Genomic DNA, 22967 nt, shown 5'->3' with positions numbered 1-22967 from the left:
AGTCGCCACGGCGGGCCTCTTCGCTACGGCCATCGCTCCAGCGCGCCTCTTCGCTACGGCGGTCGCGCCGACCCGTACGCGTTCCGCGGCCGGTGCGCTCACGTCTTCACCAGCCCCTGCCGGGCCGCGCCGCCCAGCGCCAGGTAGACGTCCTCCAGGCTGGGCGTGGCGAGCGTGAAGTCGTCCAGGGCGGCGAAGGCGGTCCCGCCGGTCACCGTGGCGACGACGGCGCGGGCCTCCTCGGGCGCGAGCCGGAGCGTCCAGCGCCGGCCGGACTCCACGGCCCGCTCGCGCAGCACGGCGACCTCGGGCACCTCCAGCGGTGCCCGCTCCCGCCACACCAGTTCGACCCGCACCTCGCCGGCGACCTGTGCCTTGAGTCCGGCGGGGGTGTCGCAGGCGATGACCCGGCCCTCGTCGAGCACGGCGACCCGGTCCAGGACCGTCTCGGCCTCGATGACGTTGTGGGTGACCAGCAGCACGGTCGTACCGCGCTCGGCCCGCCGCCGGTCCACGGCCGCCCAGACCGCGCGCCGGGCCACCGGGTCCATGCCGGTGGTCGGCTCGTCCAGCACGAGCAGCGGCCGTTCCCCGACCAGCGCGGCGGCGAAGCAGGCGAGCCGCCGCTGCCCGCCGGACAGCTTCTTCAGCGCCCGTCCGGCGATCGGGGTCAGCCCCAGCTCCTCCAGGACGGCGTCCCGCTCGGCTCTGGCCCGCCGGACGTCCAGACCGCGCAGGCGTCCGGTGGTCTCGGCGGCGAGGGAGACGGTCAGCTCGTCCAGGGCGGTGGACTCCTGGCCCAGGTAGGCGAGGAGCCGGGCGGCCCGCTCGGGGTGGCGCACGATGTCGTGGCCGAGTATCTCGACGCTGCCCGTGTCCGGCCGCAGCAGCCCGGTGAGCTGCCGTACGAGGGTGGACTTGCCGGCGCCGTTCGGGCCGAGCAGCCCGAAGACCTCACCGCGCCGCACGTCCAGCTCCACGCCGTCGGTGGCCCGCACCTCGGGGGTGCCCGGCGCGCCCCGCCGGCCCTTCACCGCCGGGTAGGTCTTGCCGAGCCCGCGCACGCGTACGACCTCGTCGTACCGAAGTGCCTGTCCCGCGCGCGTGCTCACAAGGGACGAGAGTACGGGGTCGGGGGCCTTTACTCGCCTTTGGGGGCGGCTCCGGGCATTCAGTCGGCGGCGGGCGCCTGCTGTTCGGCCGCCGCCGGCACGTCGATCTCCCGCCAGAACCCCGCCCGAATGGCGTAACGGTCGTGCTCGTCGATCTGGTCGTCCTTGTGCGCGAGCAGCCCGAACCGTGCCGCGTAGCGCAGCAGCTCCCCGTCGATCCGGTGCGGGATGCGCGGGTACATCTGCGACAGCCGCTGCAGATGGCTCTGGTCGCCGAGGCGGGACATCCAGCGGCGGGCGAAGACCTGCCCGACCTCGTACGGGTCGCCGCCGACGGTGGTGATGTCCTCCTCCCGGTCGGCCCACCGCTGCTCGGCGGTGGTGAGCTGGGCCAGCGTCGGCATGGAGGCGGCCTCGGGGGGCTCGGCGACCACGCCCGGCCGGTCGACCCAGCCCTTGTCGGAGGACCAGCGCAGGGTCGCGGTCGCCGGGTGCTGCACGGACTGGGTGCCGGGTGCGCGCAGCGCGGCCAGGTCCTTGGGGGTGGGAACGCCCCTGGGGGCGGTCACCCGCTCCTGGGTGCCGTTCTCGGCCGCGGCGGCGGCAGGCGGGTGGGCGGGCTGTTCGGCGGGCCGCTCGGTGGCCGTGGTGAGCGCGGACTCGGGCAGCGGCGCGGAGAGGATCGCGGCGATCTCGGGGCGGGGCGCGGGCGGCGGGGCGCAGACGCCGGTCAGCTCCTTGGCGCGGACGGCCTGGGTGATCCAGGCGCGGTCCAGCACGCGCCGCTCGTCGGCCTCGGCGACCAGGTCCTCGGACTGGTTGTAGTCGCCGTCCGCGGCCTGGACGGCCCACAGGTGGACGGCGACGCCGTGCTCCTTGGCGGCCATCATGCCGGGCAGCAGATCGCCGTCGCCGGTGACGAGGACGACGTCGGAGCAGGCGCGGTTGCGGGCCAGCTCGGTCAGCTCGGCGTGCATGGCGGCGTCGACGCCCTTCTGGGCCCAGCGTCCGTCGCTGCGGGTGAGGGCGCCCAGCCGGACGGTGACCCGGGGCATCACGCGCAGCCGGCGATGCTCCGGCTGGGGGACCCGGTCGGGGGCGCCGTCGAACCAGTAGATGCGCAGCAGGGGGCGCTCGGTGTCGGACTCCGCGCGTTCTCGCAGCGCCTGGATCAGCGCGGCGTGGTCGACGGTGATCCGGGACCGCGAGGGCTCACCGGCGAGGAGGCTGGCGGCGGCTCCCAGCAGATACCCGGCGTCCACCAGGACGATGCAGCGGTCCACGCGACTCACCCTCTTCCCGGGAGGTTTTGCTTCGGACTTCCTTCGAGTCTGCCCGACCACGCGGGGGTTAACGGCCCGAACTCGATCTTCGGCGTGGCGTTTGCGGTTCCGGTCCGCCCACCACCCCTGTCACACACGGTAATTATCCGACATGCGCTTGATGTCAGCGTATGTGAATCTGGTCCCGGCCCTGGCCCCTAGATCCCCCACAGGAGGCAGATCACCATGGCCAAGAACAAGAACCGCAAGCAGTCCGGCCCGCAGAACCGCGCTCCGCAGTCCGAGCACGCGCAGCGTCCGCAGGCGGAGGAGCACGAGCCGCCCATCGCGCACGCCCCGGGCAGCCCCTCGGAGGCCGCTCGCAAGAAGCAGAAGAGCTTCGGCCACAACTAAAGGGCAGTTGAAGCCCGGGCATAGGTGAGGGGCGCACCCGTCGAGGGTGCGCCCCTTCACGTTGACGTCCTCCGCCGGGCCTCAGCCGGCCAGGCAGGACGGGCCGAGCAGGACCTTCAGGTCGCCGAACAGCGCCGGGTCGGGCTTGACCCGGTGCCGGTCCAGGCGGAGCACGGTGGTCTTCCGCGGCCCCTGGAGCTTGATCCGGACCTCGCTGTCGCCCTTGTGGTGGCTGAGGATCTCGCCGAGGCGGCTGACCATCGGCGGGGTCACCTTCACGGCCGGGATGGTGAGCACCACCGGCGCGTTGGTGCCCGCGTTGGACAGGTCCGGGACCATCAGCTCCATGGCGACGAGCCGCGGCACGTCCTCGCGCTTGTCGAGGCGGCCCTTGACGAACACCACGGCGTCCTCGACCAGTTGGGTGGACACCAGCTGGTAGGTGGCCGGGAAGAACATGCACTCGATGGAGCCCGCCAGGTCCTCGACGGTGGCGATGGCCCAGGCGTTGCCCTGCTTGGTCATCTTGCGCTGCAGGCCCGAGATGATGCCGCCGATGGTCACCACCGAGCCGTCCCCGTAGTCACCGCCGGTGAGCTGGGCGATCCCCGCGTCCGCCTTGTCGGACAGCACGTGCTCCAGGCCGAAGAGCGGGTGGTCGGAGACGTACAGACCGAGCATCTCCCGCTCCTGGGCGAGCAGATAGGTCTTGTCCCACTCGTCGTCGGTGAACTCCACGTCGAGGCCGAAGCCGGGCTCGCTGGTGGTCTCCTCGCCCATCCCGCCGAAGAGGTCGAACTGCCCCTCGGCCTCCTTGCGCTTGACCGCGACCACGTTGTCGATCATCGGCTCGTACTGCGCCATGAGGCCCTTGCGGGTGTGGCCCATCGAGTCGAAGGCGCCGGCCTTGATCAGCGATTCGGTGGTGCGCTTGTTGCAGACCACCGCCTCGACCTTGTCGAGGTAGTCGGGGAACGAGGCGTACTTCCCCTTGGCCTTGCGGCACTTGATGATCGACTCGACCACGTTGGTGCCGACGTTGCGGACGGCGGACAGGCCGAAGAGGATCACGTCGTCGCCCTGGGCGGCGAAGTTGGCCTCGGACTCGTTGACGTTCGGCGGGAGCACCCGGATGCCCATGCGGCGGCACTCGTTGAGGTAGACCGCCGACTTGTCCTTGTCGTCCTTGACCGAGGTGAGCAGGGCGGCCATGTACTCGGCGGGGTGGTTCGCCTTCAGGTACGCGGTCCAGTACGACACCAGGCCGTACGCCGCGGAGTGCGCCTTGTTGAACGCGTAGCCGGCGAAGGGGACCAGCACGTCCCAGAGCGCCTGGATGGCTTCGTCGCTGTAGCCGTTCTTGCGGGCGCCGGCCTGGAAGATGACGAAGTTCTTCTCCAGCTCCTCCGGCTTCTTCTTGCCCATCACGCGGCGGAGGATGTCGGCCTCACCGAGCGAGTAGCCCGCGATGATCTGGGCGGCCTTCTGCACCTGCTCCTGGTAGACGATCAGGCCGTAGGTGACGTCCAGGACCTCCTTGAGCGGCGCCTCCAGCTCGGGGTGGATCGGCGTGATCTCCTGCTGCCCGTTCTTGCGCAGCGCGTAGTTCGTGTGGGAGTTCATGCCCATCGGGCCCGGCCGGTACAGGGCCGACACGGCGGAGATGTCTTCGAAGTTGTCCGGCTTCATCAGCCGCAGCAGGGACCGCATGGGACCGCCGTCGAACTGGAAGACGCCGAGGGTGTCGCCGCGCTGGAGCAGCTCGAAGGTCGTGGGGTCGTCGAGCGGGAGGCTCAGGAGGTCGATGTCGATCCCCTTGTTGGCCTTCACCATCTTGACGGCGTCGTCCATGATCGTGAGGTTGCGCAGACCCAGGAAGTCCATCTTCAGCAGGCCGAGCGACTCACAGCTCGGGTAGTCCCACTGGGTGATGGTCACGCCGTCGGTGTGCCTCACCCAGACCGGGACGTGCTCGGTGATGGTCTCGCTGGACATGATCACGCCGGCGGCGTGCACGCCCATCTGCCGGACCAGGCCCTCCACACCGCGCGCGGTGTCGATGACCTTCTTCACGTCCGGCTCGTTCTCGTACATCCCCCGGACCTCGCCGGCCTCGCTGTAGCGCGGGTGGCTGGGGTCGGTGATGCCGGACAGCGGGATTCCCTTGCCGAGGACGTCGGCGGGCATGGCCTTGGTGATGCGGTCGCCCATCGCGTACGGGTAGCCCAGCACGCGCGCGGAGTCCTTGATCGCGTTCTTGGCCTTGATGGTGCCGTAGGTGCCGATCATGGCGACCTTGTCGGCGCCGTACTTCTCGGTCACGTACCGGATCACCTCGACGCGCCGGCGCTCGTCGAAGTCGATGTCGACATCGGGCATCGAGATGCGCTCGGGGTTGAGGAACCGCTCGAAGATCAGGCCGTGCGGGATCGGGTCGAGGTCGGTGATGCCGAGCGCGTAGGCGACGATCGAGCCGGCCGCGGAGCCCCGGCCGGGGCCGACCGCGATGCCCTGGCGCTTGGCCCACATGATGAAGTCGGCGACCACGAGGAAGTAGCCCGGGAACCCCATCTGGATGATGACGTCCATCTCGTACTCGGCCTGCTTCTGGCGGTCCTCGGGGACGCCGCCCGGGTAGCGGCGCTCCATGCCGCGGCGGACCTCCTCCTGGAACCAGGTGACCTCGGTGTAGCCCTCGGGGATGTCGAACTTGGGCATGAGGTCGCGCTTCTCGAACATGCCGGTGGTGTCCACCATCTCGGCGACGAGGAGCGTGTTGGCGCAGCCCTCCTGCCAGGCGTCCGAGGAGTCGATGGCGTACATCTCGTCCGTGGACTTCAGGTAGTAGCCGGTGCCGTCGAACTTGAAGCGGTCCGGGTCGGAGAGGTTCTTGCCGGTCTGGATGCACAGCAGGGCGTCGTGGGCGCCCGCCTCGTGCGCGTACGTGTAGTGCGAGTCGTTGGTGACCAGCGGCGGGATGCCGAGCTTCTTGCCGATCTCCAGCAGGCCGTCGCGGACCCGGCGCTCGATCTCGATGCCGTGGTCCATCAGCTCCAGGAAGTACTTGTCCTTGCCGAAGATGTCCTGGTAGTCGGCGGCGGCCTTCAGCGCCTCGTCGAAGTGGCCGAGGCGCAGCCGGGTCTGCACCTCGCCGGAGGGGCAGCCGGTGGAGGCGACGATGCCCTCGGACCACTGGGCGATGGTCTCCTTGTCCATCCGGGGCCACTTCTGCAGCCAGCCCTCGGCGTAGGCGTCGGAGGAGAGCCGGAAGAGGTTGTGCAGGCCGGTCTTGTTCACGGCCCACATCGTCTTGTGGGTGTAACCACCGGAACCGGAGACGTCGTCCCGCTTCTGGTGCGGCTGGCCCCAGAGGATCTTGCGCTTGTTCCGCCGGGACTCGGGGGCGACATACGCCTCGATCCCGATGATCGGGGTGATTCCGGCCTTCTTCGCGGAGTGGAAGAAGTCGTACGCCCCGTGGAGGTTGCCGTGATCGGACATGGCGATGTGCGTCATGCCCATCTCGTTGCAGGCGTTGAACATGTCCTTCAGCCGCGCGGCACCGTCCAGCAGCGAGTACTGGGTGTGGACGTGCAGGTGCGTGAAGGGCGGCTTTGACACGGTGAGGCCTCCGGGGGAAACACTCGGCGACGGGCTGGCGGACAGTTCTGGGGTCAGCGTCGAAGTCTATGCCTCGCCACTGACAACGAGATGAAGACTTGGCGCGAAGCGCCTCGACGAGGGGTGGTGGTCGGGCGAGGGGCGGGCACTCCGGCGTACCTTCGTGCGTTGGAGACGGCAGAAACGCTGTCGTACAGGTAACGCACCAGGAGGCACCCCGCGATGTCGGTCCCCCAGCTCGACGAGGAGCAGCGCGGCGAGGAGATCCTCGCCGTCTTCGACACCGCCTTCGGCCGGCTCCTGGCCGCCGACCCGGCCGCGTTCCGGGTGAAGTTCCGGAAGATGGCGGCCTCGGCCTTCGCGTTCTACCGGGGCACGGCGGCCCTCTTCTACCACGACCTGACTGCGAACACTCAGTTCGGCTCGAAGCGCGGCGGCCCGTACCTGGACGAGCGCACCTCGCGCGTGTGGATCCACGGCGATCTGCACGCGGAGAACTTCGGCACGTACATGGACTCCAACGGCCGCCTCGTCTTCAACGTCAACGACTTCGACGAGGCCTACGTCGGCCCGTTCACCTGGGACCTGAAGCGGTTCTCGGCGTCGGTCGCGCTCATCGGGTACGCGAAGGCCCTCAGCGACGCGCAGATCACCGAGCTGGTGACGGTGTACGCCGCCGCCTACCGCGCGCGCATCCACGCCCTGGCCACGGGCGCCAAACGGGACGAGGTGCCGCCGTTCACGCTGGACACCGCGCAGGGTCCGCTGCTGGACGCGCTGCGTGACGCCCGCTCGCTGACCCGGTTCGGCCTGCTCGACTCGATGACCGAGATCCGCGACTTCGAGCGCCGCTTCGCGCCGGGCGGCGGCTCCATCGAGCTGGACGCGGCCACCCGCTACAAGGTCCTCGCGGCCTTCGACGGCTATCTGGAGACGCTGCCGGACTCCTCCCTGGCCCGCCCGGACTCCTACCGGGTGAAGGACGTCGTGGGCCGCCGGGGCATCGGCATCGGCTCGGCGGGCCTGCCGTCGTACAACATCCTCCTGGAGGGCCACAGCGACGCCCTGGAGAACGATGTCGTGATCTACATCAAGCAGGCCCAGACCCCGGCCGTCTCCCGGCACATCACGGATCCGGCCATCGCGGAGTACTTCCAGCACGAGGGCCACCGCACGGTGATCTCCCAGCGCGCCCTGCAGGCGCACGCCGACCCGTGGCTCGGGTGGACCGAGCTGGACGGCGCGGGCCAGCTGGTCGCCGAGGTCTCGCCGTACGCCGTGGACCTGGACTGGGACGACATCGACGACCCGGAGGAGATCGCGGCCGTCGTCGCCGACCTGGGCCGGGCCACCGCCACCATGCACGCGGCGGCGGACGACACCTCCGGCGAGTCCCTGGTGCCGTTCTCCACCGAGCGGGCCATCGACGCGGCGCTCGCGGCCGACGAGGAGGGCTTCGCGCCCCTGCTGGTGGACTTCGCGCACAGCTACGGCGCACGCGCGCGTGCCGATCACCAGATCTTCGTCGACCTGTTCCGCAACGGCCGGATTCCGGGGCTGTAGGCTCCGCGGATTCACAGGCACCCTTTAGGGGCGCCTTACCCGCGTACGTGACAGACTCTCCTTTCGCTATGGACATATCCGGGACCCAGCTCAGAGCCGTGCGCGCGGCACTGTTCACGGCCTTCGTCGTGACGCTCAGCACCGCGTCGCACGTGCTGCTGTCCCGTGCTCCGCTGCCGCTGGCGACCGTGGGCGCGGTCACCGCCGGAGTGTTCGTCACCGCGTACGCGCTGGCGGGCCGTGAGCGCGGCTTCGGCCGGATCGCGGCCCTGCTGATCCCGCTGGAGCTGGCCGCCGACACGGTGTTCACCACGGGCCAGCACGCCTGCTACGGCCGCGTGGGCGGCCCGGTCGCCGGTCCGCTGCGCGCGGTCGGCCTGGACGTGCTGTGCCAGGGCCGGGTGGGCACCCCCCTGGCCCAGATGACCAGCGGTCCCGACCGCGCCGGGGCGCTGCTCGCCCACGCCAGCCCGGCCGCCGCCTGGCTGCTGCTCGCCGCGCACATCGGCGTGGGGCTGCTCGCCGCCGCCTGGCTGCGCCGGGGCGAGCGGGCCCTGACCCAGCTGCTGCGGGCGGTCGCCGCCACCACGTTCCGGCCGCTGCTGCTGGCGGTGGCCGCGGTCGCCGCACGGCCGCTGCCGACCCGCCGGCTGCCCCGCCCGGCCCCGCGCCGCGCCGCCGCCCGCGACCGGCTCCTCACACACTCCCTGGGACGGCGTGGACCGCCGTGCTCACCGGCATTCGCCTGAGCACGATCAGTCCCCCACACGTATCCCGCGTACGACGTGTGCGCGTCCCACATGGAGATCACCCATATGAGCAAGCGGAACAGCCAGTCGGCGAAGATGGCGGCCCGGGAGCGGCTGCGCCAGGAGCGCGAGCGGCAGGCCAAGCGCGACAAGGCCAGGCGGCAGCTCATCGTGGCAGCCTCGGTCGTGGCCGTCCTGGCCGCGGCCGGCGGCATAGGCTACGCCGTCGTGCAGGCCAACAAGCCCGCGTACTGGGAGGCCGCGAAGAACGACAAGCTCGTCAAGCCGGCCAACACCACGGGCACGGACGGCACGACGATCGTCCTCGGCAAGAGCAGCGCCAAGAAGACCCTGGTGATGTACGAGGACCCGCGCTGTCCGGTCTGCGCCGAGTTCGAGCAGGCGGTCGGCCCGACCGTCAAGAAGGACCTCGACGCGGGCAAGTTCAAGATCCAGTACGTCGGTGCCACCTTCCTCGACAAGAACCTGACCGGCGAGGGCTCCAAGAACGCGCTCAGCGCGCTGGGCGCCGCGCTCAACGTCAGCCCCGAGGCCTTCCTCGAGTACAAGACCGCGATGTACTCGAAGAAGTGGCACCCCGAGGAGACCACCGACAAGTTCAAGGACGACAGCTATCTGATCAAGATCGCTGACACGGTCCCCGCACTGAAGGGCAACGCGGCGTTCCAGAAGGCCGTGAAGGACGGCACCTACGACAGGTGGGCGCTGGAGGAGTCCAAGATCTTCGACAAGGACGGCATCTCGGGCACTCCGACCCTGAAGATGGACGGCAAGACGCTGACGGGCTCCGACGGCAAGAACGCGCCCATGTCGGTCGCCGAGTTCAACACCGCTCTGGAGGCGGCCCTCAAGGGCTGAGCCGACAACCGGTCAAAGAGCGGGCGAACTTTTGCGAGTTCGCCCGCTCTCGCGCGTACCGATCAGTAACCTGATCGTCCGTGACCAGTCGATACAGATCATCCGAGGCCTCCCAGGGCCTCGGTTCGCTTTCGCCCCGCCGCCGTACGGTCGTCAAGGCCGCGGCGGCGACCGCTGTCCTGGCCGGCCCGCTGGCCGCCGCGCTGCCGGCCCGCGCCGCCACGGACGCCCCCGCCTTCCTGCACGGCGTCGCCTCCGGCGACCCGCTGCCCGACGGCGTGCTGCTGTGGACCCGGGTGACCCCGACGCCGGAGGCGATACCGGGTTCGGGGCTCGGCCCGGACACCGAGGTCAGCTGGGCCGTCGCCAGGGACAAGGCGTTCACCAGCGTCGTCGCCAAGGGCTCCACCACCGCGACGGCCGCCTCCGACCACACCGTGAAGGCCGACATCCGCGGCCTGGAGCCGGCCACCGACTACTGGTTCCGCTTCTCGGCCGGCGGCACCGACTCCCCGGTGGCGCGCACCCGCACCGCGCCGGCGGCGGACGCGGACGTCTCCTCCTTGCGCTTCGGCGTGGTCTCCTGCGCCAACTGGGAGGCCGGCTACTTCTCCGCCTACCGCCACCTCGCCGCCCGCAACGACCTGGACGCCTGGCTGCACCTCGGCGACTACATCTACGAGTACAAGTCCGGCGAGTACGGGGCCCGGGGCAAGGTCGTCCGCCCGCACGAGCCCGCGGGCGAGATCCTCACCCTCGCCGACTACCGGATCCGGCACGCCGAGTACAAGACCGACCCCGACCTCCAGGCCCTGCACGTGAAGGCGCCGGTCATCGCGATCTGGGACGACCACGAGTTCGCCGACAACGCCTGGTCGGGCGGCGCCGTCAACCACACCGAGGGCGCCGAGGGCACCTGGACGGCCCGTCAGGCCGCGGCGAAGCAGGCGTACTTCGAGTGGATGCCGGTCCGCCCGGCCGTCGCGGGCACCACCTACCGCCGGCTGCGCTTCGGCAAGCTCGCCGACCTCTCCCTGCTGGACCTGCGCTCCTTCCGCTCCCAGCAGGCGTCCACGGCCAGCGGCTCGGTGGACGACCCGGACCGCACGCTCACCGGACGCGCCCAGCTCGACTGGCTGAAGGCCGGTCTGAAGGCCTCCGACACCAGGTGGCGGCTGGTCGGCAACTCGGTGATGATCTCGCCGTTCTCCTTCGGCTCCCTCTCCGCCGACCTGTTCAAGCCGCTCGCCAAGCTGCTCGGACTGCCGCAGGAGGGCATCGCCGCCAACACCGACCAGTGGGACGGCTACACCGACGACCGGCGCGAACTGCTGGCCCACCTGCGCTCCCACGCCATCGGCAACACCGTCTTCCTGACCGGTGACATCCACATGGCCTGGGCCAACGACGTCCCGGTGGACGCGGGCACCTACCCGCTGTCGGCGTCGGCGGCCACCGAGTTCGTGGTGACCTCGGTGACCTCCGACAACCTGGACGACATCGTGAAGGTGCCCGAGGGCACGGTCTCCGCGGTCGCCGCGCCCGTCATCAAGGCCGCCAACCGGCACGTCCACTGGGTGGACACCGACCGGCACGGCTACGGCGTGCTGGACATCACCGCGGACCGCGCGCAGATGGACTACTACGTCCTGTCCGACCGCACCGACGCGAACGCCACCTCCAGTTGGGTGCGCTCCTACCGCACCCGCAGCGGCACGCAGCGGGTCGAGCGGACCTACGACCCGGTGTAACCGCCCCGGCGCAACCGCTCAGCCGAGCGATTCGAGGAAGCCGAGCGCCACCCGCCAGGTGGCCTCGGCGGCCTCCGCGTCGTAGTCCGGCAGCCCGGGGTCGGTGTAGAGGTGCCCGGCCCCGGCGTACCGGTAGACCTCCACATCGGCGCCCGCCCGGCCCATCTGCAGATACCAGGCGCTCAGCCAGTCGTCGGTCTCGAACGGGTCCGGCTCGGCCACGTGCAGCTGCACCGGCAACTCGTCCACGTGCGCGTTCGGCGCGATGTCCGACGTGCCGTGCAGGAGCAGCAGCCCGCGCGCCTTGTCGTCACCGAGGGCCAGGGTCTGGGCGATGGAGGCGCCGAGCGAGAACCCGGCGTACACCAGCCCCCGGTCCGAGTACGGCGCCGCCGCCAGCACGGCCCGCTTGAGCAGCTCCTCCTTGCCGATCCGCTCCTTGAACTCCATGCCCTCCTCGACGGTGTCGAACGTGCGCCCCTCGAAGAGGTCCGGCGTCCACACCTCGTGGCCCGCCGCGCGCAGCCGGTCCGCGGCCTCGCGCACCGCGGGCCTGAGCCCGTAGGTCGAGTGAAAGAGCATGATGTTCATGAGGCCATGGTGCCAGCCGGCTACGAGAGTGCCGGTGCCGCCGTACCCAGGCACGCGCAGAACTCACATGTTCATGCCCTGCGCGCGCCGGTTAGGAGCGGAGGCATGGAGAACGTACTCCGCCCCCTGATCGTGCTCGGCGGCACGGTGCTGCTGACCCTGGCCATCGGCTGGGGCACCGACCGGCTGCTGTGCAAGGCCGACGAACGCGACCACGACACCCCCCTGTGGGGGCTGCTCCGTCGTGCCCGCATCCCCTATCAGCTCGTGCTGTGCGCCGCCCTGCTGCGCGGGTCGTACGACCAGGCGAAGCTGCTGGAGCGGCACCAGGTCGGCATCGGCCGGACGCTGACGCTGGTGCTGATCGGGTCGGCCGCCTGGCTGGTGATCCGGATCGCCGCGGCGATCGTCGAGACCACCTACACCCGCTATGCCCGCGTCCACCGCGACGCGGCCCGGGTGCGCCGGGTGCGCACGCAGGTGGAGCTGATCATGCGGGTGGTGTCCGCGATCGTCATCGTCGTGGCCGTCTCGTCGATGCTGCTGACATTCCCGGCGATGCGCGCGGCGGGCGCCTCCCTGCTGGCTTCGGCGGGCATCATCGCCGCCATCGCCGGTGTCGCCGCCCAGTCGACGCTCTCGAACATGTTCGCCGGGCTGCAGATCGCCTTCGGCGACATGGTGCGCATAGGCGACACGGTCGTGGTCGACGGCGAGTGGGGCACCGTCGAGGAGATCACCCTGACCTTTCTGACGGTCCGGACCTGGGACGAGCGCCGGATCACCATGCCGGTGTCGTACTTCACCTCCAAACCCTTCGAGAACTGGTCCCGTGGCACCCCGCAGATGACCGGGATCGTCTACTGGCATCTCGACCACAGCGCGCCGGTCGAGGCGATGCGCGAGAAGCTGCGGGACATCCTGCGCGCGTGCCCGGCCTGGGACGGCCGCGCGTGCAACCTCCAGGTGACGGACACCACGCCGAACACCATCCAGGTGCGCGCGCTGGTGACGGCCAAGGACGCCGACGACATCTGGACGGTGCGGGTCACGGTCCGCGAGCAGATGATCACTTGGCTGTCGGCTGAGCACCCCTACGCGCTGCCTCGCGTGAACACCGCCGAGTCGGTGCTGCCGCCGTCCCGTGTCCCCTCCCCCGACGGCGCCTCCCTGCGCCGGGCCTACGAGTTCCCGCGCACCGGCCGGGGGTGACCGCCGCGCCGCTCAACGACCCCGTTCGGCACCTCCGTTGACCTGGACGATCTGTGAGGTGATGTGACCGGCGGAGGACGAGGCCAGCCAGTGCAGGGTCTCGGCGACGTCCCCCGGTATGCCGGCGCGGCCGGTCGAGGTGTCCGCGACGAGCTTCTCCCGCCGGGCCCCGTCCATGGTGTCGCCGAAGAACTCGGTGTCCTCGACATAGCCGGGGGCGACCACGTTCACGGTGATGCCGCGCGGGCCCAACTCCCGGGCCAGGTCGTGGGCGTAGGGGTGCAGCCCGGCCTTGGCCGCCGCGTAGGCACCCGTGCCCGAGCCTCGGTAGGCGGCGATGGAGCTCAGGAACAGCACCCGCCCGCCGGGTTCGGCGAGCCGGTCCTTCAGCGCCTCGGTGAGGAGCGCCGCGGTCAGGGTGTTCTGCCGGAAGTTGACGGTCCAGTTGTGGGCGACCCGGTCGAGGGGATCGTCGCTGCCGGCCGGGGGCTCCAGGTGTCCGGCTCCTCCGGCACTGTTCACGAGCACGTCCACAGTGCCCAGCTCGTCGGCGACGAAGCCCGCGACACCGCGCACGTCACCCGGTTCGGAGAGGTCGGCGGCGTAGGTGAGCGCCCCGGGCACACCGGCCTTCTCCAGCACGTCCGCGCGCCGCCCGAGCAACAGCACCCGGTCCCCGTCCGCCGCGAACGCACGCGCCGCCGCCAGCCCGATGCCCGTACCGCCGCCACTGATCACGATGTTGCGAGTCATGATCCGAGAGTAGGAGCGAGGGGCGGGCGATGCCGGGAGTTGTCCACAGGGTCGGCACATTCGTATGACTGGCCGGGGGCTTGTGCGCAGCACTCACCGCATACTCCGCACGTCCAGATGCCGAAGCACCCGGTCCACGATCTCCGGATCCGCCCCCGGCTCGCTCCGCGCCGCCAGTACCTCGTGGCGCGCGGCGCTCAGCATCTCGTTCTGGATGCGCCGCACCCGCTTCAGCCGCTTGGCCCGCTGATGATGCGCCTCCCGCCGCTCCTCCTCCCCCATGTCCGGGCTGATCCGGATGCCGATGTCGAAGGCCCGCCGCAGCATCTGCTCGGAGAGCTCCTCGGACAGTTCCTCCACCTGCTCGATCTCCCGCAGCCGCCGCTTCGCCGCCTTCGCGGCCCGCACCGCCAGCTCCTTCTCGAACTCCTTCTCCCGCTCGGAGTCGGCCCGCACCCCGAGCCGCTTCACCAGCCACGGCAGCGTCAGCCCCTGCACCACCAGCGTGGCGACGATCACTCCGAAGGCGATGAAGACGATCTCGTCCCGGTCGGGGAAGGGTGCCCCGGCGTCCGTCCTGAGCGGCACGGCCAGCGCCAGCGCCACCGAGGCCACCCCGCGCATCCCGGACCACCACATCACGACGGTCTCCCGCCAGCTCACCGGGATCTCCTCGTCGTAGTCCCGGCGGGCGTGCAGCCGCTTGGTCAGCCAGGTCGCCGGCAGCAGCCACAACAGCCGTACGACGACCACCACGCCCACGACGGCCGCTGCCCAGCCGAGCATCTCGCCCCACCGCCCCTGGGCCGTGCGGATGGCGTTGTGCAGCTCCAGTCCGATGAGTCCGAAGGCGACGCCGGTGACGAGCGTGTCGATGATGTCCCAGAAGGTGTGTCCGGCGAGCCGGGTCATCACGTCGTCGGCGTCGGTGGCGTACTCGGCCAGGAAGAGCGCCGTGGTGAGCACCGCGAGCACCCCGGAGCCGTGCAGCTTCTCGGCGAGCACATAGGAGGCGTACGGCACCAGCAGGGTCATGCCGATCTGCAGGGTCGGGTCACCGAGCAGGTCCATCAGCTTGTTCGCGCCCCAGCCCAGCGCCAGTCCCACGGCCACCGCGACGACGGCGGACAGCACCAGGTCCAGACCGGCCCGCCAGGGCGAGAACGTGCCGCTCACGACCGCGGCGATGGCCACGTGGTACAGCACGATGGCGGTGACGTCGTTGAAGAGGCCCTCGCCCTCCAGGATCGACACCAGGCGGCGCGGCAGCCCCAGCTGGCCGGCGACGCTGGTAGCGGCGACCGGGTCGGGCGGCGCGATCAGGGCACCCAGCGCGACGGCGGCGGCGATCGGCAGCCCCGGCACGATGGCGTTGGCGACGAACGCCACGCACACCGTCGTCACGAACACCAGGGCCACGGCCAGCAGGAAGATCGGGCGGAGGTTGGCCGCGAACTGCCGCCAGGAGGTCCGGCGTACGGCGGCGTAGAGCAGCGGTGGCAGCAGCCCGGGCAGGATCAGGTCCGGCGGGATGTCCACGTTGGGCACGAATTCGGCCACTGCCAGGACCCCGCCGAACAGGGTCATCAGCACCGGCGCCGGCACCCCGAACCGGTCCCCGACCGGGACGCTCACCAGGGCCCCCAGCAGCAGGACGAACAACAGAGCCAGCTGATCCACGGACGGCGCTCCGGGAGTCGACGATCACACGGCAGACCTCAAGCCTGCCACGACGTCCGCGGCCCGGCGTACCGACGCCTTCGACGCCCGCGCACCCCGCAGGAGAGCCGCGCGACCGGCAGCGGCTTCCCTGGCTACAGGGCCCGGCGCATCGCCCGGTGCGGTATCCCCGCGTCCGGGAACTCGGGGCCGTACGCCTCGTAGCCGAGCCGCTCGTAGAAACCCAGGGCGTGGGTCTGTGCGTGCAGGTCCACCGCCGTGAGGCCGCGCGCGCGTGCCGCGTCCTCGATGGCGCGCACCAGGGCCGCGCCGACCCCGAGCCCACGGGCCGCCCGGCAGACGGCGAGCCGGCCCAGGGAGCCCACCGCCGGGTCCCCGCCGGTCTTCGCGACCGCCGCCTCGCCGTACAGCAGGCGCCCGGTGCCCAGCGGCACCCCGTCCTCGCGGACCGCCAGCACATGCAGGGCCACGGCGTCGTAGGCGTCGTACTCGATGTCCTCGGCCACTCCCTGCTCGGCCACGAAGACCTCCTTGCGGACCGCGAAGCACGCCTCGCGGTCGGCGGGGTCCTCGGCGACCCGGACGGTGCAGGCGGGGCTCACGCCCATGTCTCCTCCCGGACCTGGTCGAGTGCCTTCTGGAGGTCCTCGGGGTAGTCGCTCTCGAACTCCACCCAGGAGCCGTCGCCGGGGTGCTCGAAACCGAGGCGCACGGCGTGCAGCCACTGGCGGGTCAGGCGCAGCCGCTTGGCGAGGGTCGGGTCGGCGCCGTAGGTGAGGTCGCCGACGCACGGATGGCGGTGGGCGGCCATATGGACGCGGATCTGGTGGGTGCGGCCCGTCTCCAGCTTGACGTCCAGCAGGGAGGCGGCGCGGAAGGCCTCGATGAGGTCGTAGTGGGTCACCGAGGGCTTGCCGTCGGCCGTGACCGCCCACTTGTAGTCGTGGTTCGGGTGGCGGCCGATCGGGGCGTCGATGGTGCCGCTCGTGGGGTCAGGGTGGCCCTGGACCAGGGTGTGGTAGCGCTTGTCGACCGTGCGCTCCTTGAACTGGCGCTTGAGCGACGTGTACGCGTACTCCGACTTGGCGACCACCATGAGGCCCGACGTGCCGACGTCCAGGCGGTGCACGATGCCCTGGCGCTCGGCGGCGCCGGAGGTGGAGATCCGGTATCCGGCGGCGGCGAGACCGCCGATGACGGTCGGGCCGGACCAGCCCGGCGACGGGTGCGCGGCCACGCCGACCGGTTTGACGATCACGACCACGTCGTCGTCGTCGTGCACGATCTCCATGCCCTCGACCGGCTCGGCGACCACCTGCACCGGCGCGGGCGCCTGCGGCATCTCGACCTCCAGCCAGGCGCCGCCGCGCACCCGCTCGGACTTGCCGACCACCGCGCCGTCGACCTGGACCTTGCCGGCCGCGGCCAGCTCCGCCGCCTTCGTGCGGGAGAAGCCGAACATGCGGGAGATGGCGGCGTCGACGCGCTCGCCCTCCAGGCCGTCGGGCACGGGCAGGGTACGGATCTCGGGAATCGTGCTCACCCGTCGAGTATGCCGGACGGGCCGGACGCCTCCGCACGAGCCTGTGGAAAACCCGGGCGGACCCCGGGATCAGTCCTTGTGGACCGTGCCGTCGGGGTCCAGGCCGCGGAAGGACAGCAGCACGATCAGGATGCCGCCGCACACGATCGCCGAGTCGGCGAGGTTGAACACCGCGAAACCCTTCGGCGCGATGAAGTCCACCACCTCGCCCTCGAAGACGCCCGGCGCCCGGAAGATCCGGTCGGTGAGGTTGCCGAGCGCGCCGCCGAGCAGCAGGCCGAGCGCGACCGCCCAGGGGAAGCTGTACAGCTTGCGGGCCAGGCGGATGATCACGACGATCACGGCCGCGGCGATCAGCGTGAAGATCACCGTGAAGGCCGCGCCGAACCCGAAGGCGGCACCCGGGTTGCGGATCGCGTGCAGCTCCAGCAGGTCCCCGACGACCTGGATGGGCGCGTGGCCCTCCAGGCGGGACACGACGAGCATCTTGCTGATCAGGTCGAGGGCGTACGCGAACGCGGCCACCGCGAACAGCACGGCGATCCGGCGCCCGCGGCCGGTCCGCCGCGCCGGGGTCCCCTGCTCGCCCGCGCCGAACGCGCCGGCCTCCCCGGACGCACCGGCCGCGCCGGCGCCGGCGGGTGCTCCGGCCGCCGCCGTGTGCTCGCCGCCGTCGTCCGGGGTGTCCGGCGTACCGATGATCCGCTCCGCCTCTGCCACGTGAGTCCCTCAACCTAGGTGCCTGACTGAGGACGAGACTACGGCACGCCCTGAGGGCCCCTCACGCTCAGGAGCGGCGTTCCTGCTTCTGCTTGCACTCCACGCACAGCGTGGCCCTCGGGAACGCCTGCATCCGGGCCTTGCCGATGGGGTCGCCGCAGTTCTCGCACAGGCCGTAGGTGCCCGCGTCGAGCCGTTCCAGGGCACGCTCGGTCTGGATCAGCATCTCGCGCGCGTTGGCGGCCAGCGCCAGCTCGTGCTCGCGCGTGATGTTCTTGGTACCGGTGTCGGCCTGGTCGTCGCCGGCACCGTCCCCGGAGTCCCGCATCAGACCGACCAGGGACGCCTCGGACGAGCTGATCTCCTCCCGCAGCCGCTCCAGCTCGGACTGCAGCTCCGCGCGGGCCTCGTCGACCTCTTCCGGGGTCCAGGGATCCTCGCCGGGGCGTACCGCCAGTTCGCCGGGCTCCACCGCGCCGAGCCGCGCCTTGGGAACGGCGGTCTGTTCCGCCGTGGCCGTGCCAGGAGTCTTCTTCGCAACCACCGTCGTGGCTCCCGTCTGCTTCGCGGCCCGCGCCGCGCCCGCGTCCTTGGTCGTGCTCTTGTCGGCCGTCTCCTTCACCGCGACCTTCTTGGCAGCGGCCTTCCTGGTGGCGGCCTTCTTGGCGACGGCCTTCTCGCCGACCGCTTCTTCGGCGGCCGTCTCCTCGACGGCCGTTTCCTCCATCGCGGACTTCTCCGCCGCGGCCGTCTCCTTGGCGGCCGACCTCTTCGTGGCCGTCTTCTTCATCGCGGCCTTGTCCGCCACGGCCGTCTTCCCGGCCGCCGCGTCCTTCACGGCCGTCTCCTTCGCGGCCGGCTTCTTGCCGACCGTCCTGCCGGCGGCCGTCCTGTCAGCCGCCGTCTCCTTGGCAGCCGACTTCCTGGTGACCGCCTTGGTGCCCGCGGTCTCCTTCGCGACCGTTTTGTCGGCCGTTTCCTTCACAGCCGCCTTCTTCTCGGCAGCCTTCTCCTCAACCGCCTTCTTCCCAGCCGTCTTCTTCGCGACCTTCCCCGTAGCGGCCGATTTCTTGCGGACGACCGCCTTGGTGCCCACCGCCTTCGTAGCCACCGCCTTCGTAGCCACCGCCTTCGTGGCAGCCGTCTTCGTGGCAGCCGCCTTGACGGGCGCCGCCTTCTCGGCCACCGGCTTCTTGGCAGCCGTCTTCGTGGCGGCCGTCCTGCCCGGGGCCGTCTTCTCGGTGGCAGGCCTCGCGCCGGTCTTCCCGGTCGCCGGCTGCTGTACGGCGGTCTTCTTCGCCACCATGGCCGCGGCCCCTTCACATATTGTGATCTTGCTCGCGAATCGTGCTGGGACGATAAATCGACTTGAGTCCCGCGGCAACGGGGCACACCGCCCGATTCGCCCGCCCGCACCCCCCGAGCCACGGGCATGCATCCGTTGTGCCCAGCTCCCCGCCGGGTAATCCGCCGGGCCGGTGCCGTGCCGTCCCCGGCACCCGCTCCCCTCGCCGTTCGGGTCATACGGCCAGGCCGTACGGCCCGCGACGGCGCCGCGCGGAAAACCGGTCCGCCGCTGTCCGCGCGGCGCCGTACACTGGGCGGAGCGAGAAGCGTGGATGGGGACGAGTAGCGGCGTAGGCAGCCCAGAGCGACCCGGGGGCGGTGTGAGCCCGGGGGCGAGCGCGACGTGAAGATCACCCCGGAGCCGCCGGAAGAAAGCCGCAGCCGCAGGGCGGCGGCGAGTAGAACCGGCTTCGCGACCCCAATGAGGGGGCTCACCGGCGCGTACGGCGCGGCGGGGGGCCAAGGAGGGTGGTACCGCGGGAGCGCGCCGCACACGGCGTAGACAGGAACGAAGGCTCTCGTCCCTCCGACGGAAGGCAGCAAGTCCGTTGGAGGATGCTCGCAGATGACAGCGCCGACGTACCGCCAGGTGCCCGCACAGGTCGACCTGCCCGCTCTTGAGCACGCCGTGCTCGACTTCTGGCGCGAGCAGAAGATCTTCGCCAAGAGCCTGGAGCAGTCCGAGGGCCGCCCGGAATGGGTGTTCTACGAGGGCCCGCCCACCGCGAACGGCATGCCCGGCGCCCACCACATCGAGGCCCGCGTCTTCAAGGACGTCTTCCCCCGCTTCCGCACCATGCGCGGCTACCACGTGGCCCGCAAGGCGGGCTGGGACTGCCACGGCCTGCCCGTCGAGCTGGCCGTCGAGAAGGAGCTGGGCTTCTCCGGCAAGCCGGACATCGAGGCCTACGGCATCGCCGAGTTCAACGCCAAGTGCCGCGAGTCCGTGACCCGGCACACGGACGCGTTCGCCGAGCTGACGACCCGCATGGGCTACTGGGTCGACCTGGACGACGCCTACCGGACCATGGACCCCGACTACGTGCAGTCGGTGTGGTGGTCGCTGAAGCAGATCTTCGACAAGGGGCTCCTCACCCAGGACTACCGGGTCGCCCCCTGGTGCCCGCGCTGCGGCACCGGCCTGTCCGACCACGAGCTGGCGCAGGGCTACGAGACGGTCGTCGACCCGTCGGTGTACGTCCGTTTCCCGCTCACCTCCGGTCCGCTCGCCGGCCAGGCCGCGCTCCTGGTGTGGACGACGACCCCCTGGACCCTGGTGTCCAACACGGCGGTCGCCGCGCACCCCGACGTGACCTACGTCGTCGCCACCGACGGCGAGGAGAAGCTCGTCGTCGCCGAGCCGCTCGTCGCCAAGGCGCTCGGCGAGGGCTGGGAGACCACGGGCCAGACCTTCACCGGCGCCGAGATGGAGCGCTGGACGTACCAACGTCCGTTCGAGCTGGTGGAGTTCCCGGAGCCGGCGCACTTCGTCGTGAACGCCGAGTACGTCACCACCGACGACGGTACGGGTCTGGTCCACCAGTCCCCGGCCTTCGGTGAGGACGACCTCAAGGTCTGCCGCTCCTACGGCCTGCCGGTCGTGAACCCGGTCCGCCCGGACGGCACCTTCGCGGAGGACGTCCCCCTGGTCGGCGGCGTCTTCTTCAAGAAGGCGGACGAAAAGCTCACCGATGACCTGAACCAGCGCGGCCTCCTCTTCAAGCACCTGCCGTACGAACACAGCTACCCGCACTGCTGGCGCTGCCACACCGCGCTGCTCTACTACGCCCAGCCCTCCTGGTACATCCGCACGACGGCCATCAAGGACCGGCTCATCCAGGAGAACGAGAAGACCAACTGGTTCCCGGAGACGGTCAAGCACGGCCGGTACGGCGACTGGCTGGACAACAACATCGACTGGGCGCTGTCCCGCAACCGCTACTGGGGCACCCCGCTGCCGATCTGGCGCTGCGCGGAGGACCACCTCACCTGCGTCGGCTCCCTCACCGAGCTGAGCGAGCTGACCGGCACCGACCAGTCCGGCCTGGACCCGCACCGCCCGTACATCGACGAGGTCACCTTCGCCTGCCCGCACGAGGGCTGCGGCGCGACGGCCACGCGCGTGCCGGAGGTCATCGACGCCTGGTACGACTCGGGCTCGATGCCGTTCGCGCAGTGGGGCTACCCGTACAAGAACAAGGAGCTGTTCGAGAGCCGGTACCCGGCGCAGTTCATCTCCGAGGCGATCGACCAGACCCGTGGCTGGTTCTACACGCTGATGGCCGTCGGCACGCTCGTCTTCGACAAGTCGTCGTACGAGAACGTCGTCTGCCTGGGCCACATCCTGGCCGAGGACGGCCGCAAGATGTCCAAGCACCTGGGCAACATTCTGCAGCCGATCCCGCTCATGGACCAGCACGGCGCGGACGCGGTGCGCTGGTTCATGGCGGCCGGCGGCTCCCCGTGGGCCGCGCGCCGGGTGGGCCACGGCACCATCCAGGAGGTCGTCCGCAAGACGCTGCTGACCTACTGGAACACGGTCGCCTTCCAGGCCCTGTACGCCCGTACGTCGAACTGGGCGCCGTCCGCGGCGGACCCGGCGCCGGCCGAGCGTCCGGTGCTGGACCGCTGGCTGCTGTCCGAGCTGCACGCGCTCACCGACCAGGTGACGCAGGCGCTGGAGGCGTACGACACCCAGCGCGCCGGCAAGCTGCTGTCCGCGTTCGTCGACGACCTGTCGAACTGGTACGTCCGCCGTTCGCGCCGCCGCTTCTGGCAGGGTGACAAGGCCGCGCTGCGCACGCTGCACGAGGTGCTGGAGACGGTCACCAAGCTGATGGCGCCGATCACCCCGTTCATCACCGAGCGGGTGTGGCAGGACCTGATCGTTCCGGTCACCCCCGGCGCGCCGGAGTCCGTGCACCTGGCCACCTGGCCGGAGGCGGACCTGTCGGCGATCGACCCGGAGCTGTCGAAGCAGATGGTCCTGGTCCGCCGGCTGGTGGAGCTGGGCCGTGCCACGCGCGCGGAGTCCGGTGTCAAGACGCGTCAGCCGCTGTCCCGGGCGCTGATCGCGGCGACCGGGTTCGAGGCCCTGAACCCGGAGCTGCACACGCAGATCACGGAGGAGCTGAACGTCGAGAAGCTGGCGTCGCTCAGCGAGGTCGGCGGCAGCCTGGTCGACACGACCGCGAAGGCCAACTTCCGGGCGCTCGGCAAGCGGTTCGGCAAGCGGGTGCAGGACGTGGCGAAGGCGATCGCCGCCGCGGACGCCGCCGCGTTGTCTCTCGCCCTGCGCGAGGGCACGGCCTCCGTGGAGGTCGACGGTGAGACGGTCACCCTCGCTCCGGACGAGGTGATCATCACGGAGACCCCTCGCGAGGGCTGGTCGGTCGCCTCCGACTCCGGTGCCACGGTGGCGCTGGACCTGGAGATCACCGAGGAGCTGCGGCAGGCGGGCCTGGCCCGTGACGCGATCCGGCTGATCCAGGAGGCCCGCAAGAACAGCGGGCTGGACGTCGCCGACCGGATCGCCCTGCGCTGGACCTCCACGGACCCGGCCGTGGTGGCTGCCCTCATCGAGCACGCGGGGCTGATCGCCGACGAGGTCCTGTCGACCGACTTCCAGCAGGGTGAGGGCGACGACAGCTTCGGTGAGCCGTTCACCGACGAGGGGCTGTCCCTCACGTTCCGGCTGCGCAAGGCGTAAGCGCCGAGCGGTCCGAGAAGGGCCCGGTCTCCCTCACGGAGGCCGGGCCCTTCTTCCACGC

General features: G+C 70.8%; 17 protein-coding genes. 7 read left to right on the top strand and 10 right to left on the bottom strand.

Annotated features, from left to right (window positions below):
• Nucleotides 1-98 precede the first annotated feature (98 nt).
• Together AB0L21_RS00485 and AB0L21_RS00480 are read right to left on the bottom strand one after the other, a co-directional pair.
• Nucleotides 99-1112, bottom strand: a complete 1014-nt coding sequence (locus AB0L21_RS00485; RefSeq protein WP_365698686.1) for an ABC transporter ATP-binding protein — start codon at nt 1110-1112, stop codon at nt 99-101.
• 59 nt (nt 1113-1171) lie between these two features.
• Nucleotides 1172-2395: an NYN domain-containing protein gene (locus AB0L21_RS00480; RefSeq protein ID WP_365781368.1), complete on the bottom strand. Its 1224-nt coding sequence runs from the start codon at nt 2393-2395 to the stop codon at nt 1172-1174.
• Between the two features lie 225 nt (nt 2396-2620).
• On the opposite strand from AB0L21_RS00480, the gene AB0L21_RS00475 reads away from it, so the two are divergent.
• On the top strand, nt 2621-2788 hold the full coding sequence (locus tag AB0L21_RS00475) for a hypothetical protein (RefSeq protein ID WP_365698684.1): 168 nt from the start codon (nt 2621-2623) through the stop codon (nt 2786-2788).
• Nucleotides 2789-2869: 81 nt separating this feature from the next.
• Here AB0L21_RS00475 and dnaE read toward each other — a convergent pair whose 3' ends face one another.
• Nucleotides 2870-6409 carry a DNA polymerase III subunit alpha gene (gene dnaE / locus AB0L21_RS00470; protein ID WP_365781366.1) on the bottom strand — a complete coding sequence of 1180 codons (3540 nt, stop codon included), beginning with the start codon at nt 6407-6409 and terminating at the stop codon, nt 2870-2872.
• Nucleotides 6410-6631: 222 nt separating this feature from the next.
• Between dnaE and AB0L21_RS00465 the strand changes: the two genes are divergently transcribed.
• The 4 genes from AB0L21_RS00465 to AB0L21_RS00450 all read left to right on the top strand — a co-directional run bounded on the left by AB0L21_RS00465 (nt 6632) and on the right by AB0L21_RS00450 (nt 11351).
• Nucleotides 6632-7972 (top strand): DUF2252 domain-containing protein, encoded by a 1341-nt coding sequence (locus tag AB0L21_RS00465; protein WP_365698682.1) that lies wholly within the window; start codon nt 6632-6634, stop codon nt 7970-7972.
• A 68-nt stretch (nt 7973-8040) separates the two neighbouring features.
• The gene (locus AB0L21_RS00460) at nt 8041-8721 is read left to right on the top strand and encodes a hypothetical protein (protein WP_365781364.1); all 681 of its coding nucleotides are present in this window, start codon (nt 8041-8043) and stop codon (nt 8719-8721) included.
• 66 nt (nt 8722-8787) lie between these two features.
• Nucleotides 8788-9600: a DsbA family protein gene (locus tag AB0L21_RS00455; RefSeq protein WP_365698680.1), complete on the top strand. Its 813-nt coding sequence runs from the start codon at nt 8788-8790 to the stop codon at nt 9598-9600.
• Between the two features lie 80 nt (nt 9601-9680).
• Nucleotides 9681-11351 carry an alkaline phosphatase D family protein gene (locus AB0L21_RS00450; protein WP_365781362.1) on the top strand — a complete coding sequence of 557 codons (1671 nt, stop codon included), beginning with the start codon at nt 9681-9683 and terminating at the stop codon, nt 11349-11351.
• An 18-nt stretch (nt 11352-11369) separates the two neighbouring features.
• On the opposite strand, the gene AB0L21_RS00445 is transcribed toward AB0L21_RS00450, so the two are convergent.
• Nucleotides 11370-11942, bottom strand: a complete 573-nt coding sequence (locus AB0L21_RS00445) for a dienelactone hydrolase family protein (RefSeq protein WP_365698678.1) — start codon at nt 11940-11942, stop codon at nt 11370-11372.
• 105 nt (nt 11943-12047) lie between these two features.
• On the opposite strand from AB0L21_RS00445, the gene AB0L21_RS00440 reads away from it, so the two are divergent.
• Complete coding sequence (locus tag AB0L21_RS00440; protein ID WP_365698677.1) at nt 12048-13154, top strand: mechanosensitive ion channel domain-containing protein; 1107 nt, start codon at nt 12048-12050, stop codon at nt 13152-13154.
• 12 nt (nt 13155-13166) lie between these two features.
• On the opposite strand, the gene AB0L21_RS00435 is transcribed toward AB0L21_RS00440, so the two are convergent.
• The 6 genes from AB0L21_RS00435 to AB0L21_RS00410 all read right to left on the bottom strand — a co-directional run bounded on the left by AB0L21_RS00435 (nt 13167) and on the right by AB0L21_RS00410 (nt 19156).
• On the bottom strand, nt 13167-13907 hold the full coding sequence (locus tag AB0L21_RS00435) for an SDR family oxidoreductase (RefSeq protein ID WP_365781360.1): 741 nt from the start codon (nt 13905-13907) through the stop codon (nt 13167-13169).
• Nucleotides 13908-14000: 93 nt separating this feature from the next.
• Nucleotides 14001-15587, bottom strand: coding sequence for a Na+/H+ antiporter (locus AB0L21_RS00430; protein ID WP_365781358.1), 1587 nt, complete (start codon nt 15585-15587; stop codon nt 14001-14003).
• A gap of 134 nt (nt 15588-15721) precedes the next feature.
• The gene (locus AB0L21_RS00425; RefSeq protein WP_365781356.1) at nt 15722-16195 is read right to left on the bottom strand and encodes a GNAT family N-acetyltransferase; all 474 of its coding nucleotides are present in this window, start codon (nt 16193-16195) and stop codon (nt 15722-15724) included.
• Entirely contained in the window at nt 16186-17130 is a 945-nt protein-coding gene (locus AB0L21_RS00420) for an RluA family pseudouridine synthase (protein WP_059248819.1), read from the bottom strand. The genes AB0L21_RS00425 and AB0L21_RS00420 overlap by 10 nt, the downstream gene beginning before the upstream one ends.
• A 69-nt stretch (nt 17131-17199) precedes the next feature.
• The gene (gene lspA / locus AB0L21_RS00415) at nt 17200-17850 is read right to left on the bottom strand and encodes a signal peptidase II (RefSeq protein ID WP_365781355.1); all 651 of its coding nucleotides are present in this window, start codon (nt 17848-17850) and stop codon (nt 17200-17202) included.
• Between the two features lie 67 nt (nt 17851-17917).
• The gene (locus tag AB0L21_RS00410; protein ID WP_365781354.1) at nt 17918-19156 is read right to left on the bottom strand and encodes a TraR/DksA C4-type zinc finger protein; all 1239 of its coding nucleotides are present in this window, start codon (nt 19154-19156) and stop codon (nt 17918-17920) included.
• A 606-nt stretch (nt 19157-19762) separates the two neighbouring features.
• Between AB0L21_RS00410 and ileS the strand changes: the two genes are divergently transcribed.
• Nucleotides 19763-22906: an isoleucine--tRNA ligase gene (gene ileS / locus AB0L21_RS00405; RefSeq protein WP_365781352.1), complete on the top strand. Its 3144-nt coding sequence runs from the start codon at nt 19763-19765 to the stop codon at nt 22904-22906.
• The last annotated feature ends 61 nt before the right edge of the window (nt 22907-22967 follow it).

This window comes from Streptomyces sp. NPDC052721 (genome assembly GCF_040678315.1).
GTDB lineage: Bacteria > Actinomycetota > Actinomycetes > Streptomycetales > Streptomycetaceae > Streptomyces.
The sequence above is the reverse complement of the archived record's forward strand: the minus strand, read 5'-3'. Positions and strand labels throughout refer to the sequence as shown.